The organism is Bacillus sp. AF62 (assembly GCF_050312695.1).
GTDB classification, from domain to species: Bacteria; Bacillota; Bacilli; order Bacillales; family Bacillaceae_G; genus Bacillus_A; species Bacillus_A cereus.
On the sequence record NZ_JBNPJZ010000039.1, the window covers coordinates 66,675 to 82,427 of the forward strand.

The window sequence follows — 15,753 nt, forward strand, 5'->3', positions numbered from 1 at the left end:
AAAAGGAATTTGTAATAAATTGTAGAATATAAGGAGCTAAAAGGGTGTGATTCCGATATTTATAGCTAAAAGAGAAAACGGAGAAAAAATTCATTTACTCTATAATTGTAATGAAGAGCTTTTGCGCCGTATGCGCCAACAGGAACGATTCTTTTGTGTAGCTTGTGGAAAGGAAGTGCAAATGAAATTAGGGAAACAAAAAAGTTGGCATTTTGCTCATAAAAAAGTGGATTCATGTCTTGCCTTTTATGAAGCGGAATCAACGTATCATATGCACGGTAAAGAATTGTTATATAGATGGTTCAAACGTCAAAACTTTCAGGTGGATATTGAGTACTACCTTCCGGAAATTAAGCAACGACCAGATATTTTTGTAGAGAGGGCGGGCAGAAAAATTGCAATTGAATACCAATGTGCAAACCTTGCTATAGAGCAGCTGTACAAAAGAACCTATTCATATTGGCGAGCTGGTATACAGGTCATTTGGATCGTTGGTGGAAATCAATTGAAAAAGCAATCGGCATATTGGATGAAATTCTCCTCACTTATGGCTTTCTCCTTACAATCTTATCCTCAACCATTTCTTATTTTCTTCTGTTCGAAAGAGAAATCATTTATGAAATGTGCATTTGTCACTCCATTTTCTACAAACATCTTTTTCGCGCATACTGTATATTTACCAATCGATAAAACTACTTTTGAAATGCTTTTTTCTCCCGTTCCTTTCGAGAAAGAGATACTAAGGGAAGAGTGGAAGAAGAGAAAGAACTACTTCCGCAAAAATGCCCTGCCGATTTGGAATTATAATTATAAGTCATTATTACGCCTCTTATATCAATTTAAATGTACCCCAGCGAGTTTTCCTTCTGAAATTGGTGTTCCACTCCCTTCTGGATTTGCTTTTCAAACAAACCCATTTATATGGCAAGCTTTTCTATATATGAAGTGTATAGGGGGGCTTGCAGTAGGAGAGTGTATTTCTCTTCAATATGTGTGTAGTTATGTAAAAAGGTATACGAAAAGGCGGATACTTCCGTACTTTTCACAGCACACATGGAAAGTGGCAGTTACTGAATATATGACATTTTTATGCTATATAGGTGTATTGCATAAAGCGGGAAGTTATACGTACCGAAAAATAAGGGATGTAGTGATGTTAAAAATAGAGGAGGAAATTATGAAACATGATGAGATTTGCTTAATACATGCGCTATCTTTATTTGAGGCAAATTTTAACATGAGAGGAGGAAAAGGGGATATAATAAAGAATGATTGTGAAGGAATTACATAAGAAAAAACGAATTGTACTTAAGTAGAGATATTTAAAGGAGGGCTTAAAGAATGTCTGAACAAAACAAAGCGAAAGCATTACCAGATCGCAACGAGATTGAAGAAGCAAGTACGTGGCGATTAGAAGATATTTTCCAAACGGATGCAGAATGGGAAAAAGAATTCCAGGCTATTAAAGAGCTATTACCGAAGTTAACTGAATTTAAAGGGAAACTTGGTGACTCTGCGGACAATTTACTTGAGGCATTGCAATATGAAGATGAAATTTCAATGCGATTAGGTAAGCTATATACATATGCTCATATGCGTTACGATCAAGATACAACAAACTCTGTATATCAAGCATTAAATGATCGCGCAACAAATTTATATTCACAAGTATCTAGTAGCACAGCGTATATTGTGCCTGAAATTTTATCGATTTCAGAAGATACAATGCAAACATTCTTGAAGGAAAATAGAGATTTAAGTGTATATGAACATGCATTAGAAGAAATTACACGTCAACGCCCGCACGTATTATCAGAAGCTGAGGAGGCTTTATTAGCGGAAGCATCTGAAGTAATGAGTTCATCAAGCAATACATTCGGTATGTTGAATAACGCGGATTTAAAATTCCCATCTATTAAAGGTGAAGACGGAGAAGAAATAGAAATTACACATGGCCGTTACATTCAGTTTTTAGAAAGTGATAATCCTCGTGTTCGCGAAGATGCATTTAAAGCTGTATATGAAACGTATGGGAAATTTAAAAATACATTCGCAAGTACGTTAAGTGGAGCAGTAAAACGTAATAATTTCAATGCGCGTGTTCGTAAATATGATTCTGCTCGCCAAGCTGCACTGAGCAATAATAATATTCCGGAAGCAGTATACGATCAACTCGTTGAAACGGTAAATGACAACTTACATTTATTACACCGTTACATCGATATTCGTAAGCGTGCATTAGGACTTGATGAGCTTCATATGTATGATTTATATACACCACTTGTACCAGAAGTGAAAATGAATGTGAAATACGAAGAAGCACAAGACCTTTTATTAAAATCTTTAAACGTACTTGGTGATGAATATGTTGATATTTTGAAAGAGGCATATGAAAATCGCTGGGTAGATGTGTATGAGAATAAAGGAAAACGAAGCGGGGCATACTCATCTGGTGCATATGGAACAAATCCGTATATTTTAATGAACTGGCATGATAATGTAAATAACTTATTTACACTTGCTCATGAGTTTGGTCATTCGGTGCATAGTTACTATACAAGAAAAACACAACCGCACGTATATGGTGATTATTCCATCTTTGTAGCAGAAGTGGCATCTACTTGTAATGAAGCGCTTCTAAATGATTATTTATTAAAAACGACAGAAGATAAGAAAGAGCGTCTATATTTATTAAATCATTATTTAGAAGGGTTCCGTGGTACTGTATTCCGTCAAACGATGTTTGCAGAGTTTGAACATATTATTCATAAGAAAGTACAAGAAGGACATGCTGTTACGCCAGATATGCTAACGGAAATCTACTATGATTTAAATAAGAAATATTTCGGTGACGCTTTAGTAATCGACGAAGAGATTGGTTTAGAATGGTCTCGTATTCCACACTTCTACTACAACTATTACGTATATCAATACGCAACAGGATTTAGTGCAGCGACAGCTCTATCTAAACAGATTTTAGAAGAAGGACAACCAGCAGTAGAACGTTATATTAACGAGTTCTTAAAAGCAGGAAGCTCTGATTATCCAATTGAAGTGCTGAAAAAAGCAGGAGTAGATATGGCATCTCCTGAACCAGTAAAAGAGGCGCTACAAGTATTTGAAGAGAAATTAAATGAATTAGAAGCATTATTATTTGAAGAAAAGTAATGAAAAAAGACGAGGGATTGTATCCTCGTCTTTTTTTTGAATAGATTAAATGTCGATATACGTCGAAAAAACAAGGTGGATTTCTTTGTTTTTCTAACTGAAAGGATAGTTTTACGGCTGATTTTTGAAATTAAAACCCTTTGAATCGTTTTTTATGATTGAAATAAGAGAGAGTGATAACAATGATTCCGAATAAAAGAGGTAAGGCAATAATTTTAGGAAAAGCTTGTAGTAGAGAGAGGATGTACAAGAAAAAAGAAACGATGACAGCTAGAAAGAGAAGAGCAATATAAGATTTTTTCATAAATAAACCCCCTAAATGACCTTTTTTATAGCTTATTCAAAAATGAAAACGTTTAGAATGTGACAAAAGTGTGAAATTCGACAAAAGGGGTTGTCATCTGACGTCGAATCTTGTAATATAATAAGCGTGAACGAATTCACATACAAACATATACCCCTTTGTTTGAACGTGAAAATTTCTCCCATCCCCTTTAATATTTTTATAAGCCGTAAAGAAGAAGACCTGGTGTTTACACCAGGTCTTCTTCTTTTGCTATCCATTTCCAATAACGTTCGCATTTTACTTCAATCATTTGTACTTTTCGTTTCAGTTGTAATTTTTTAAGTTCGCGCTCAATTTCTTGTTGCGGACAGTCATAAATAAATGCTACTTCTTTTGAAGATATAAATTGTGTTGCTTCTAGTAGTACTTCTAAAGGTGGTAATGGTTCTGGCTCAATTTCACATTTTACAAGTTCTTTCAATAATTGTACGTATACATCGTAGGAATAATTTCCAGCGATTTTAATACCTTCTTCATCTGAGTTCGCATGAAAAAAGACGAGGGAGGGTATTTCTGTAATATGCATTTCATTCGTGAATTTCAAGTCACATTGGAAAGCTTTTTTTGCACTAGCAGAATGTAGATCTTTTTTAAATTCTTCTACATCAATATTGCTATCTTTCGCACATGCAAGTAATAGTTCGCAGTCAGGGTTTGATACATTTTCAAGGAAAATGTATTCTTGGAGTTTTCGCAAAAACTTCGAACCTGCTTTTCGGCCTTGCAACTCCGCTGCCTTAATTGCCATCGAAACTAAATATGGTGTTGACGATGCTTCTTGCATATGTACCTTTCCATCACATGAAAAACCTTGTAAACTTGTTGTCTTTTCCCACACAAATCGAATATTAGCAGGTTTATTCCATTTGTGTGAGGAAGCGTTCGTTCCATCCACTTTTCCTGTTACGATATGACGAATAGAGAAGTATTTCCCGTATTCAAGCCATAGTTTAATAATAAAAGGCTCAATTTCCCAGCAATCTTTACAAAGTGGATCAATAAATAAATATGCTTCTACAGACTTATGCTCACATGCGGAAGGAGATGGCATATTTATATGCTTTGCTTCCTGCTTATCCATTACACTTCACCTGTTTCGTTTGGAGTATTAACCATATGCTGAGCGGTTAATGCTAAACGTTCAAAGACAAACTCTCTTATATGACCATGCACTCCAGTATCATCCATTGCTTGCTCCATGCATGATAGCCAAGCCTCTGCTCGTTTTGGAGTAATCTCAAACGGAAGATGGCGTGCTCTTAACATAGGATGACCATGTTCTTCAGTGTACAAATTAGGACCACCTAAATATTGTGTTAAAAATTGCTTCTGCTTCCTAGCGGTTTCTGTTAAATCTTCCGGGAAGATGGGAGATAAGTCAGGGTGTTTACTGACATAGGAATAAAATGTATCTACTAATATTGCAATGCATTGTTCACCGCCAATTGCTTCAAATGGTGTCATCGGTTGCTTGCTCATCCTTTATAAACTCCTTTTTCCATGAAATGTATATCTATTGTAGCAATGGAATGTTCGAGAGGGCAAATAAACAGCCTTCTCAAAGATTCTTTGCTTATTCAACGGGTGTAAACTTTTTTAGTCAGATGTATCCACTAGTGAAACATATTCACTAGTGGAATTTTCACTTTAGCGTGCTTTGTTTTGTTTGGCAAGGAAAAAGCGTTTTACTTTGTTATTTGTATGGCGAACAGGTATGTTATGTTGCGTTAATAAATGAATAAATGCAGCTTTTCCTGTTTCTTCATCTTGTACTTCAAATTCAATTTCATAATCATCGTGATTGTAATAGAAACTATGATCAAAGACAAGCGTTCCGCCTTTAAATAATGTTTCTGCTCTTTCTGTTGTTAAACTACCCATATATGTTAAAGCAGAAACAGGAATTTGTAATTTGTGTAATTGATCTACTACTGCTCCTTGAATGATTGTGTTTGTTTCCATCATCATTTTTGCTTCGTCTTCTGTTACGACTTGATGCGTTTCTAATAAACCGATTTCTGCAGGTTGTTTCAACGTTAACGTATAAGTTTCTCCTTTATGACGAATACGAAGTGCAGAGCCAGCTTCTTTTAACGAGAAGTCAGGTGTTTCAAAGTAGTGATTCACTTGTTTCGTAAATGCTTCAATAGAAAACGATTTACATAATGTATCGAATTCTTCTTTTGTAACGATATTTTTGAATTCAATTTCAATTTCTTGTGTCATTGTATAATCTCCTTTTGAAAAATAATTCTTTACACATTATCGCTTTTTCATAAATTTGGTTCAATGTTTTATTTGTTTGCGTCCATGTTATGATACAATAATACTGTTAAGTAAGACAGGAAGTTGAGATGGAGGAGTTAGAGCATGCAAAATAAAATCCAAGTTAAGAGCGTAGAAAAGAGAGAGAATGCTCTTATTTTTTGTGCGGAAAATAGTGAAATAGAGGTAAAGGAGTTAAGTGCACGTAATCATGTACTTGTAGACTCAGACAATTTATCATTTTTATATATCTTAGAAAATGAATCATCTTTCATTTATGTAAGTATTCCGCACACATGCTGGGAAGCAATGCATGAAGCGATGAATAACGATGTGGTTATGTTCGTTAGCGTGAATGACATTGAAATGGAATTAGAAGGATTAAAAGAAGAAGTAGAATATTTAGTTGAAAATATTGAAGGTAATGCAAATTACGGAGAAGAATTAGTAACTGCTGTAGAAAAAGTATTTCTATAAGCAAATGGCTAGAGCGATTGTAGGCAAGCACTTTTGTAGTTTTAAAATTATTGCTTGCCCACAATTTGCCCACGAGATTTTAAAAATTGATCGTATTGGTCTACGGATGTTTCGTCCATTGATTTTGTAACATGTAGATATACGTTGGCTGTCATGTCTATTGTGGCATGCCCCAAACGTTCAGAAACATATTTGATATTTGCTCCACTTTGAAGTAAGTGTACAGCATGAGTGTGTCTAAATCCATGTAAGGTTATATATTTTAAATTCCCTTCTTTACAGGCCCTTTGCAGGAAACATAACACGGGTGCGGGGAGCATGCAGGCGTTGTCCTCATGTGTGAAAATAAAATGGTAATCTGCATAGTAGTCTCCGTATTTTAAAATATTTTGGGCTTGCTGATTTCTTATTTGTTCTAGTAAATTTAGGGTGGTCGTATCTAATGACAAAATGCGGTTACTACTTTTGTTTTTTGGGGGCCCAAAAGCAATAGATTGACTCCTTTTCACAGATAGTAATGTTTTGTTAATAGTTAAGGTTCTTTTTTGAAAATTTACATCGGTCCATTGTAAAGCTAAACATTCGCCAATCCGTAAGCCTGTCCTTGATAAAAACATAAATAACGAATAATATTTAAATGATTTTTTTTTGTGTAAAATAAAATCTAAAAACTCTTGCAATTCGTCTATATCATAACATTTAATTTCATTTTGTACAGAGGTAATTTGAAGTGCTTTCATTTGGATTTTATCAGTAGGATTTTTATTTATGATATTGAGTTCCATCATAGCTATATTGAGCGCGCCATGAATAGTAGCATGTATCACATTCACAGTTTGTTTATGCAGTTTTATAAGCAATTTATTAATAAATTGTTGGTAGCGGACCCGAGTTAAGTCTTTGATTTTGGTACTTCCGAATTCAGGTAATATATATTTTCTAATGTTTTTATGGTATGCATAATATGTTCGTGGAGAGATGTTGCCCTTTTTATATGTGTCTAACCATTCGTACATATAATCGTGAAATGTAATATTGTTGTCTTGCATGTTTACTCCGTTTGCTATTTTTTCTTCTATTTTTGCAGCTGCTAATTGAGCTTCTTTTTTTGTTTTAAATCCTCCTTTGGAGGTTTCTTTGAATTTCCCCATTTCTTTATATCGAATGCGATATTCCCATTTATCATTACGTTTTCTAAAACTAGCCATTGTGTTCACTCCATTCAATTTTTATAAAAATGCTCCTCTTGTTAGAGATAAAATTGTAGAGCTATCTTTAAATAAATCTATCCATTTGTGTAGGTATTCCATAGTGCTGTAATAATTCTTGCTTTGTTTGTATGTAGTAATCATGATGACTTCCATCGATAAGAAATCTCGTTGCAAAATAGTTTGCTTCAGCTTCTATACGAATTTCAGAACAAAGAGATACCGTGGATAGTTTAGGTGTATTTTCATCTGGATGAAATAAAGCGTGCCCCAATTCGTGAAAACAAGTGAAGATTTGATTCTGATATGAAAGTCGTTCGTTAATATGTATAAAAGGGATACGAGATACTTTGTGGTAGTATCCATAAATATCCCCCAAGGATTCTGTGATAACGACTATGCCTTTTGCTTCAGCAATAAGGAACGGATCTCTGGTGTTATATTGTCTAAGTAGCTTGTCTATTGCTAAGTTAATTTGCTGTTTGGAAACCAATTAGATCCACTCCAGTCATTCTTCGTTTCTATATTTTTTAGGTGTAAATTTCTTTTTAGCCATTTCTTTTCCTAATCTCAGAGAATTTTCTAAAGAAATAATTAAAAGCTGTTTTGTTTCTTCTGACATCGGTTCGGAGTCTTTAGAGAATGCGAGTGCATCTGCGTTGCTCATATCCGCTATTAATGCTTCTAATTGCTTTTGAATATCTTTTTCATCTTTTTCGGTAAGCTCCCAATATTGTTTTTTTGTTCTGCCTAGTAAGTAATCTATCGAAACGTCAAAGTAGTCAGCCACTTTTTGTACACGTTCAACGGAAGGAGTTCTTTTTTTCCATTGGTAAATGGTGTTTTGACCAAATCCTAAATCTTCTTCTAACTTAGATACAGATATATCTTTCTTTTGGCAAAGTTGTTTTATGATTTCTGTAATTCCCATTAGATCAACCCTTTCAACTAGTACAGAGTTTTTTATTCAATAAGTTAGTTATAATTGTTGACAACTAACTTATTGAATAATATACTTTGTACATGAGCTACTTATTTAGCTGTTGAAACACTACAAAGAAAAGCAGATAAATCACGTTCCCCAACGTTTAAGTGCTACAAGTGTAGGTTTATTTAGCTATGACTTTATTTTATTCAATAAGTTAGTTCGAGTCAATAGAAAGCTAAAAATTTAGCTTATAAAATTAAAAAAGGAGTTAGCTTTATGGATAAAACATTCGGAAAAAAAGTTAAAACATGGCTGATAATTAATGATATGAAGCAAAAGGACCTAGCAGAAATGTTAGATATTTCGAATCCTTATTTATCGGACATTCTTTTAGGGAAGAGGGAGGGAAAGAAAGTAAAGGAAAAAATCATGAAAATTTTAGAAATAAAGGAGGCTTCATAATGACGGCGACGGTACAAGTCATTATTGATGATAGTTATGTGCAAAAAGAAGTTTCTCGTCAAGTAAATGAGCGTTTGGTAGACATGGGAATTGGCACTTGGTGGGATATGAAAAGACTTCAATATGAAACGAGTAGAAGTTATGACTGGTTAATGGAGTATGTGGTCTATGACTTACGGGTGCAAGGATTTGCGAAACAAAAGAATAATCGATGGTTATTTAAAGCACAAGAAATGAAAGAGTTTCTGACCAAATTTTATGATGAATTGTAAGAAAGAATCAGGAATTTAGCAAGAAATAATGAATGGAAATGAGAGAAGGGGCAAATATGAATAGGGTGTTATTCGCAAGTAAATTAATGAAAGCATCGGATGTTGTAAAAAGATGTGCAGAAATGAGAAATAATCCAGCGTTATTACTTATTACTGAATTAGAAGCAAAGTGTCAGCTAAGGGAAATGAACCGTAAGGTTTCAAATCGAAGGGAGGTGAATTAATTGAAGGAGATAACACTAGTTTTTAAATCAGGAGTTAAAACAAGTTTTACAGTAGAGCAATTTAAAACATTTAAAAATAGTTTTGGATTTTTATCAGGAATTGAATATGAAGGTGCAACTCCGACAGTACCATTCCACATTAGTTTGAGTAATATCGATGCAATATTTGTGAAAGACATTGGTGGAAAGGAATCCACTAAAGAACCTGATCATCCAATTGAAGATTTCTATGGCTGTGGAATTAAGCAAGATGATAAGTATTTTATGTTTGGCCAGGATGCTGTACTTGAAGGGAATCTAACGAATTACTTAATTGCAGAACAGAATGTTGAATGTTTTCGAGCTGTATAAAAGGAGAAACCGCCAGTTGGGGCTGACGGCCTAATAAAAACACATGTTGAGGTCATTATAGCATGAAATGAATGCATGTAAAGGAGTGAACGATCATAATTGAAAATCCAATGATTATAGGAAATCCAAATGATTCAGCGATAACGAATGTTATGGGGCATTGTGCGAGTTGCAATAAGGAAATCTACTGCGGTGAAGAGTACTTGGATTTTGAAGGTGATTGTATACACAATTCAACAGAATGCGTTAAGGAATACGTTGTTGTACATTCTACCCAAAAGATAGCAGGTGAATGAAATGAACTTACAACAAAAGATTGAAAGTGAGATATCCATTTTAAGGCGTCTAATTGATCGATACAAACTTTGTGATGATTCGGAATCCATTTGTATGGTGATTGCCTATGAATATGGATTGCAGGCGTTGATAGAAGCAAATGAAATGAGTAAACAAAAAGAGGTGCTGCCGTTTTGAATGGTGGAATTGAAGAACTAGAAAAGTCATTAATTGTGGAACAACGAAGGTTAAGTGAACACAAAAGAGAGTTAGAAAGGCTAATAGAAAAGAAACCGATTGTGGAACAAAATATTTGGAACACGGAAAGTAAAATTTTTGATTTGGAAGCTTCTATTTTTGTTTTGAAAAGCATGGCGAAGGAGTGAATCAATTGGAAATCACAAACGGTGCTGCCATTACCAAAAGTAAAAAAGCAAAAATCATTATCTATTCAAAGCCAGGTAACGGTAAAACAACGGTTGCTGGATTGTTACCAGGTAAAACATTAGTCTTGGATATTGATGGGACAAGCCAAGTTTTAGAAGGATATGAAAATGTAGATGTAGCTAAAATTGATGGTGAAAATCCACATGATAGCATCCTACAATTTTATGCATTAGCAAAAGCAAATATCGCTAAATACGATAACATCTTTGTTGATAATTTAACGCATTACCAAAAGTTATGGTTACTTAAAAAAGGTGAAAATACGAAAAGTGGTATGCCGGAATTAAAGGATTACGCTTTACTAGATAACCATCTTTTAAAGGTAGTAGAAACGTTTAACTCATTAGATGCAAATGTTATTTTTACAGCTTGGGAAACAACAAGAAATATCATTCATGATGATGGGCAGCAATATACACAATTCATTCCAGATATTCGGGATAAAATCGTCAATCATATTATGGGAATTGTTCATGTGGTTGGTCAATTGGTTAAAAAGGCAGATGGTACAAGAGGATTTGTTTTAGAAGGTAATCAAAGTGTTTTTGCTAAGAACCATCTCGATGTGCGGAAAGGCTGTATACAAGAAGAATTAATTGTGTCATCCACAAACTAATAAACAGGGGGAAATAAATAATGAGTTTCTTTCAATTTGATGAAACAAACGTAAATACAGGTTTTGAATTAGTTGCTGAAGGTAAATATGAAGCGGTAATTGTAAATGCGGAAGCTGGCAAAACACAAGCTGGTAAAGATAAATTATCGATAGATTTTGAAATTCGAAGTGATGTAACACAACATCATCAAGGCGCAAAAGTGCTTTATAACATGTTTACGTTCGAACATGAGGTTTCGGTTAGAATCGTCAATTCTTTATTAAAAGCATGTGGCTTTGGACATCATCATGCTTTCGCATCTGCTGAAGATATGGGGAAACAACTTCTCAATAAGAATCTACAAATCACAGTAAAACATGAAGAGTACGATAAGATTGTGGATGGTCAAAAACAAAAACGTACGGTAGCCAAGGCAAAATATTATGATGTGTCGGACGTAAATCCGATAACAAGTGGTCCAGCAGTAACAGTCGGTGATGATATGTTACCGTTTTAAATAACTACATAGAGAGGTTGGTTTGTACCGACTTCTCTTGTTTATATCTTAAAAGGCTAACCGGAGGTTGTAATGAAACAGAATCCATACAATTTTAATGAGATACCAACAGAGCTGAAAAGCTTACCGCAGTGGGTGCTTTGGCGCAAAGAAGAGAGAAATGGAAAACCGACGAAGATACCGTATCAAGCCAACGGCGAAATGGCGCAAGCAAATAATAGGCGTACATGGTCGACATTTGCAACAGCGGTCAAGTTTTATTTAGAAGGCGATTATGACGGAATAGGGTTCGTGTTCAGCAGGCAGGATAACTATATAGGAATAGACATTGATAAGTGTGTTGTGGCCGGAAAAACAAATACTTTTGCAACAGAAATTATCGATACAGTAGACAGTTATACAGAGTTTTCACCATCAGGAAAAGGTATCCACATCATTATCAAAGGGAACCTTCCACAATCTGTTTTAGGTACTGGAAGGAAGAATACCAAGCATGGTTTAGAAATTTACTCATACGGACGATTCTTCACATTCACTGGAAATCGAGAAAATTCTAATAATGTGTATGATCGTACGGATGAATTAGCAGAAGTGTTTGAACAGTATTTCGATGATAGTGACATACAAGGTCGCGTGAATTTAGCAGAATTTGAAAAAGATGAAATCAAAATTTCAAATGATGCTTTATGGGAGAAAATGTTCCGTAGTAAAAATGGCGATGAAATTCGCTCATTATACAATGGAAGCCTAATTAATAAAGATCATTCGGCAAGTGACCTTTCTCTATGTAACCATTTAGCATTTTGGACAGGGAAATCAGCAACACGAATGGATTCCATGTTTCGTGAGACGAGCTTAATACGTGATAAATGGGACGTTATCCATTTCAGAGATACAAACGAAACATATGGGGAAAGAACGATAGCAACGGCTATTTCATCTACTTCTTCCACAATTCTAGATTATAAGCAACCATTCGATGAATTTTCATTTGATTTTATAAGTGAAGATGTAGCTGAAGTTGTGGAAGACAAACCAAAAAGGAAATTTAAACTAACGGAACTTGGAAATGCGGAACGTATTGCTTATGAATACGGCCATGTAATTAAATTCGTTCATGATATCGGTTGGTATATATGGGATGGAAAACGATGGAGAGTGGATACGAAGAAAGAAATTGAAAGAATTACAGCAAAAGTTCTCCGTAGTCTTTCTAAATCAGAAGATGAATCGGAAATAAAATGGGCACGTATGTGTGAGCGTAGAAATGTAAGAATGAATAGTATCAAAGATCTTATGCCATTGGTCCCAGGAGCGCGTGAAGATTTTGATAGCCATAAATATTTATTCAATGTTGCAAATGGAATGGTAGACTTACAGACGGGGCAGCTTCGTCCGCATGATCGGGAGGTATATCTATCGAAAATCACCAATGTTACATTTGATGAGCAAGCGAAATGTCCAGAGTGGATGAAGTTTTTAGAACAAATTTTTCAGGGGAATCAAGAGTTGATGGAATATATGCAACGATTGATTGGCTATTCTCTTACTGGAGAAATTGCCGAGCAAATCATGGTCTTCTTAATCGGTGGAGGTTCTAACGGAAAATCAACTTTTATCAATATCATTAAGGACCTTATGGGTGATTATGGAAGACAAGCGAAGTCCGATACTTTTATCAAGAAGAAAGAAACAGGAGCGAATAATGATATTGCTAGGTTGGCTGGGGCCCGGTTTGTATCCGCCATCGAAAGTGAAGATGGGGAGCAACTCTCAGAGACATTTGTCAAGCAAATAACAGGTGGTGAGCCTGTATTAGCAAGGTTCTTAAGACAAGAGTTTTTCGAGTTCATACCTGAATTTAAAGTTTTCTTCACTACAAATCATAAGCCGGTTATAAAAGGTGTGGATGAAGGGATTTGGAGACGTATTCGTTTGATTCCATTCAATCTACAGCTACCTAAAGAAAAACGTGATAAGAAATTGCCAGAAAAACTAAGTCTTGAAATGCCAGGCATACTAAATTGGGCGATTGAAGGTTGTTTGAAGTGGCAGCAGTCAGGTTTAAATGATCCGGCGATTGTTAGGAAAGCCACAGGTGATTACAAAGAAGAAATGGATATACTTGGTCCATTTATGTTTGAGTGTTGTTTTAAAAGAGATGACGTTCAATTGGAAGCAAAACAATTATATGAAACGTATGCGAATTGGTGTTTTAGAAATGGTGAGCATCAATTAAAAAATAGGGCATTTTATCGGATTTTGGAAACGCAGGGTTTTAAAAGAGAGCGTGGCAACAGAAATAAGTATTACATCAAAGGTGTTACTTTAATAGACCGAAATAATACTGATAAGCAATCAAAGTTACTGGAAAACGAAGAAAATAGTGAGAATGTTACTAAAAGTAACAAATTTAAAATCTCATAAAAAACCTTGTGTATCAAGGGTTAAAGATGCTTTTTATATTCTTTTTGTTACTTTTGTTATTAAATATTACCTTCTAAAAAAATAATATATATATTCTATTAGGAGCCTACAAGGAATTTTTAGATAACACCAATAACACGAAACACTTCAATCCCTTGTGGTTGTAAGTCTTGTGACGTGTTACTAAATGAAAAAAAGCGTGATTTATGGTGTTTTTTGAGTGGGAAAAGGTCATTTTAGTAACAGGCTGGGTAATGGAGGTGGGTTATTATGAAAAAGTTTATAGAAGAAAATACCGAACGAGATATTAAAAGTTTTGAGTTAACTGATGACTTATATAAACGTTATTTGAAATATTGTGAAACGTATGATTTGGAATCTATTAGTAGAAGAAGCTTTAGTTATCAATTGAGTAAAGAACGAATCGGAGCATACCACAAGTTTAGAAATAAACCAGCAAGGTGGGGAGTGAAACTACTGCCATGCAAGTATTGAAAATTGTATCAGATATTTGGAAAGCGGGTGCGGATATTTATTTGGATCCGAGCGATGACCGAATGGGAATAACGAGACAAAACTTAATCTCAACGGAAGTGATGCAAGCTGCAGAACAACATTTTCAGGAAATCCATACATGGTTTCAATCCTGGAAGAATGAAAGTGTCGAGGACATCACCATGTTGAAGATTTTGTATCAATTCTGTGGATGGCAGCATAATCAAAAATTACATGACTGGTTACGAGCTGATGTAGATTCCTTACAACTCTTTTATGACTGGACGATTGTACTTGCGGAGAATGGTTGGACAGACATCTATGAAGACTATCGTCCATTTAAAAATGATAAATCGGTTGTAATGTCAAGAAAGATATATGAACGTGCGGTTATACATGTGAAGAAAGGAGTATGGAATTGATCAGTTATCGTTATACAGACACGGAAATACACAACATTCTTAAAACACTCACGATTGTAATTGATTCTCGTGAAAACGTAAATGGCCATATTCGCGATTATTTACATCAAAAGGGAGTCCCTATGAAAAATCAAAAATTAGATACAGGTGATTATGGTTACATGATTCCGAAAAATGAAGAACTGGGAATACCTCGTGATATCTATTTAGATAGCCGAGTAGAACGAAAGGCCCACATGGATGAGATCACAGGGAACTTACAAAAAAATACGCAAACAGCGTTTGAAAATGAATTGATTCGTTCAAAGGACATTCCATTCACTCTAATTGTGGAGGACCTACATGGATACGAAAAGATGCTACAAGGGAAGTATCATTCCAAATACAATCCACTAGCGTTACTGGGAAGGCTAAATACATTTAAAGCAAAGTATGGCTTTGAAATTGTGTATTTGGATAAAAAATTCAGTGGGAATTGGATTTATCATCATTTTTATTATCAAGCGAAATATTATCTTAAAACGGGCATTTTTTAATTTTGGGGAGAAACATGGATAAGCGTATTTATAAAGAAAGAGCCCTGAAGTAAAGGGCTCTCGGACCAGTGTATACCTACAATTACTAATAATATATGCTTAGCTTTTGTAAATGGTTAATTAAACCAAAAAAGATATTGAAATCCAGATGCAGTCTTCAATAACTTTCGGAAAAATTAGTGTAATCAGACTTTTTCAACTGAGTAAATTTTTTTATAGTGTATGTTCATCTTTAAGAAAAGGTTCATTGAACCAAAAGGAGCAACTAACAAAAGTTAGATGCCCAAGTGTAAAGAAGAAGCAAATCGGAAGGTAACTCAATGACCTTATGTGTAT

The 15,753-nt window shown here is 34.8% G+C and carries 22 protein-coding genes; 15 read left to right on the top strand and 7 right to left on the bottom strand.

The window, feature by feature from the left end; genetic code table 11:
• The first annotated feature begins 46 nt into the window (after positions 1-46).
• Together ACQRBL_RS05695 and pepF are read left to right on the top strand one after the other, a co-directional pair.
• Positions 47-1,291, top strand: a complete 1,245-nt coding sequence (locus ACQRBL_RS05695) for a competence protein CoiA (RefSeq protein WP_411996307.1) — start codon at positions 47-49, stop codon at positions 1,289-1,291.
• A 50-nt stretch (positions 1,292-1,341) separates the two neighbouring features.
• Positions 1,342-3,168 carry an oligoendopeptidase F gene (gene pepF, locus ACQRBL_RS05700; protein ID WP_000003352.1) on the top strand — a complete coding sequence of 609 codons (1,827 nt, stop codon included), beginning with the start codon at positions 1,342-1,344 and terminating at the stop codon, positions 3,166-3,168.
• Positions 3,169-3,298: 130 nt separating this feature from the next.
• Here pepF and ACQRBL_RS05705 read toward each other — a convergent pair whose 3' ends face one another.
• From ACQRBL_RS05705 to ACQRBL_RS05720, 4 genes are all read right to left on the bottom strand, one after another.
• Entirely contained in the window at positions 3,299-3,472 is a 174-nt protein-coding gene (locus ACQRBL_RS05705) for a hypothetical protein (protein WP_000750354.1), read from the bottom strand.
• Between the two features lie 229 nt (positions 3,473-3,701).
• Positions 3,702-4,595 carry a ClpXP adapter SpxH family protein gene (locus tag ACQRBL_RS05710; protein ID WP_000360644.1) on the bottom strand — a complete coding sequence of 298 codons (894 nt, stop codon included), beginning with the start codon at positions 4,593-4,595 and terminating at the stop codon, positions 3,702-3,704.
• A complete protein-coding gene (locus tag ACQRBL_RS05715; RefSeq protein ID WP_000043386.1) occupies positions 4,595-4,993 on the bottom strand; it encodes a hypothetical protein in 399 nt (132 codons plus the stop codon). Before ACQRBL_RS05715 ends, ACQRBL_RS05710 begins: the two co-directional genes overlap by 1 nt.
• 168 nt (positions 4,994-5,161) lie before the next feature.
• Positions 5,162-5,740, bottom strand: coding sequence for a CYTH domain-containing protein (locus ACQRBL_RS05720; protein WP_000191122.1), 579 nt, complete (start codon positions 5,738-5,740; stop codon positions 5,162-5,164).
• 144 nt (positions 5,741-5,884) lie between these two features.
• Here ACQRBL_RS05720 and ACQRBL_RS05725 point away from each other — a divergent pair, with 144 nt between their 5' ends.
• The gene (locus ACQRBL_RS05725) at positions 5,885-6,256 is read left to right on the top strand and encodes a hypothetical protein (protein WP_001180005.1); all 372 of its coding nucleotides are present in this window, start codon (positions 5,885-5,887) and stop codon (positions 6,254-6,256) included.
• A gap of 47 nt (positions 6,257-6,303) precedes the next feature.
• Here ACQRBL_RS05725 and ACQRBL_RS05730 read toward each other — a convergent pair whose 3' ends face one another.
• From ACQRBL_RS05730 to ACQRBL_RS05740, 3 genes are all read right to left on the bottom strand, one after another.
• On the bottom strand, positions 6,304-7,464 hold the full coding sequence (locus ACQRBL_RS05730; protein ID WP_061656786.1) for a site-specific integrase: 1,161 nt from the start codon (positions 7,462-7,464) through the stop codon (positions 6,304-6,306).
• Positions 7,465-7,531: 67 nt separating this feature from the next.
• Complete coding sequence (locus tag ACQRBL_RS05735; RefSeq protein WP_061656787.1) at positions 7,532-7,957, bottom strand: ImmA/IrrE family metallo-endopeptidase; 426 nt, start codon at positions 7,955-7,957, stop codon at positions 7,532-7,534.
• Positions 7,958-7,972: 15 nt separating this feature from the next.
• On the bottom strand, positions 7,973-8,395 hold the full coding sequence (locus ACQRBL_RS05740; protein ID WP_061656788.1) for a helix-turn-helix domain-containing protein: 423 nt from the start codon (positions 8,393-8,395) through the stop codon (positions 7,973-7,975).
• A gap of 273 nt (positions 8,396-8,668) precedes the next feature.
• On the opposite strand from ACQRBL_RS05740, the gene ACQRBL_RS05745 reads away from it, so the two are divergent.
• The 12 genes from ACQRBL_RS05745 to ACQRBL_RS05800 all read left to right on the top strand — a co-directional run bounded on the left by ACQRBL_RS05745 (position 8,669) and on the right by ACQRBL_RS05800 (position 15,417).
• Entirely contained in the window at positions 8,669-8,854 is a 186-nt protein-coding gene (locus tag ACQRBL_RS05745; RefSeq protein WP_061656789.1) for a helix-turn-helix domain-containing protein, read from the top strand.
• Positions 8,854-9,126, top strand: a complete 273-nt coding sequence (locus ACQRBL_RS05750) for a DUF771 domain-containing protein (RefSeq protein ID WP_061656790.1) — start codon at positions 8,854-8,856, stop codon at positions 9,124-9,126. The genes ACQRBL_RS05745 and ACQRBL_RS05750 overlap by 1 nt, the downstream gene beginning before the upstream one ends.
• Positions 9,127-9,182: 56 nt before the next feature.
• Positions 9,183-9,350, top strand: coding sequence for a hypothetical protein (locus ACQRBL_RS05755; protein ID WP_169509371.1), 168 nt, complete (start codon positions 9,183-9,185; stop codon positions 9,348-9,350).
• The gene (locus ACQRBL_RS05760) at positions 9,351-9,701 is read left to right on the top strand and encodes a hypothetical protein (RefSeq protein ID WP_006919349.1); all 351 of its coding nucleotides are present in this window, start codon (positions 9,351-9,353) and stop codon (positions 9,699-9,701) included.
• Positions 9,702-9,998: 297 nt separating this feature from the next.
• On the top strand, positions 9,999-10,175 hold the full coding sequence (locus ACQRBL_RS05765) for a hypothetical protein (RefSeq protein ID WP_169509370.1): 177 nt from the start codon (positions 9,999-10,001) through the stop codon (positions 10,173-10,175).
• Entirely contained in the window at positions 10,172-10,363 is a 192-nt protein-coding gene (locus tag ACQRBL_RS05770; RefSeq protein WP_098214351.1) for a hypothetical protein, read from the top strand. The genes ACQRBL_RS05765 and ACQRBL_RS05770 overlap by 4 nt, the downstream gene beginning before the upstream one ends.
• Before the next feature lie 5 nt (positions 10,364-10,368).
• Entirely contained in the window at positions 10,369-11,040 is a 672-nt protein-coding gene (locus tag ACQRBL_RS05775; RefSeq protein WP_098214350.1) for an AAA family ATPase, read from the top strand.
• Positions 11,041-11,060: 20 nt separating this feature from the next.
• Positions 11,061-11,537, top strand: a complete 477-nt coding sequence (locus ACQRBL_RS05780; RefSeq protein ID WP_098214349.1) for a DUF669 domain-containing protein — start codon at positions 11,061-11,063, stop codon at positions 11,535-11,537.
• Positions 11,538-11,609: 72 nt separating this feature from the next.
• Entirely contained in the window at positions 11,610-13,964 is a 2,355-nt protein-coding gene (locus ACQRBL_RS05785; protein WP_098214348.1) for a phage/plasmid primase, P4 family, read from the top strand.
• Positions 13,965-14,234: 270 nt separating this feature from the next.
• Entirely contained in the window at positions 14,235-14,459 is a 225-nt protein-coding gene (locus tag ACQRBL_RS05790) for a primase-like DNA-binding domain-containing protein (RefSeq protein WP_023523441.1), read from the top strand.
• A complete protein-coding gene (locus ACQRBL_RS05795; protein ID WP_023523440.1) occupies positions 14,447-14,881 on the top strand; it encodes a hypothetical protein in 435 nt (144 codons plus the stop codon). The genes ACQRBL_RS05790 and ACQRBL_RS05795 overlap by 13 nt, the downstream gene beginning before the upstream one ends.
• Positions 14,878-15,417, top strand: a complete 540-nt coding sequence (locus tag ACQRBL_RS05800) for an ERCC4 domain-containing protein (protein WP_098214346.1) — start codon at positions 14,878-14,880, stop codon at positions 15,415-15,417. Before ACQRBL_RS05795 ends, ACQRBL_RS05800 begins: the two co-directional genes overlap by 4 nt.
• Positions 15,418-15,753: the final 336 nt, after the last annotated feature.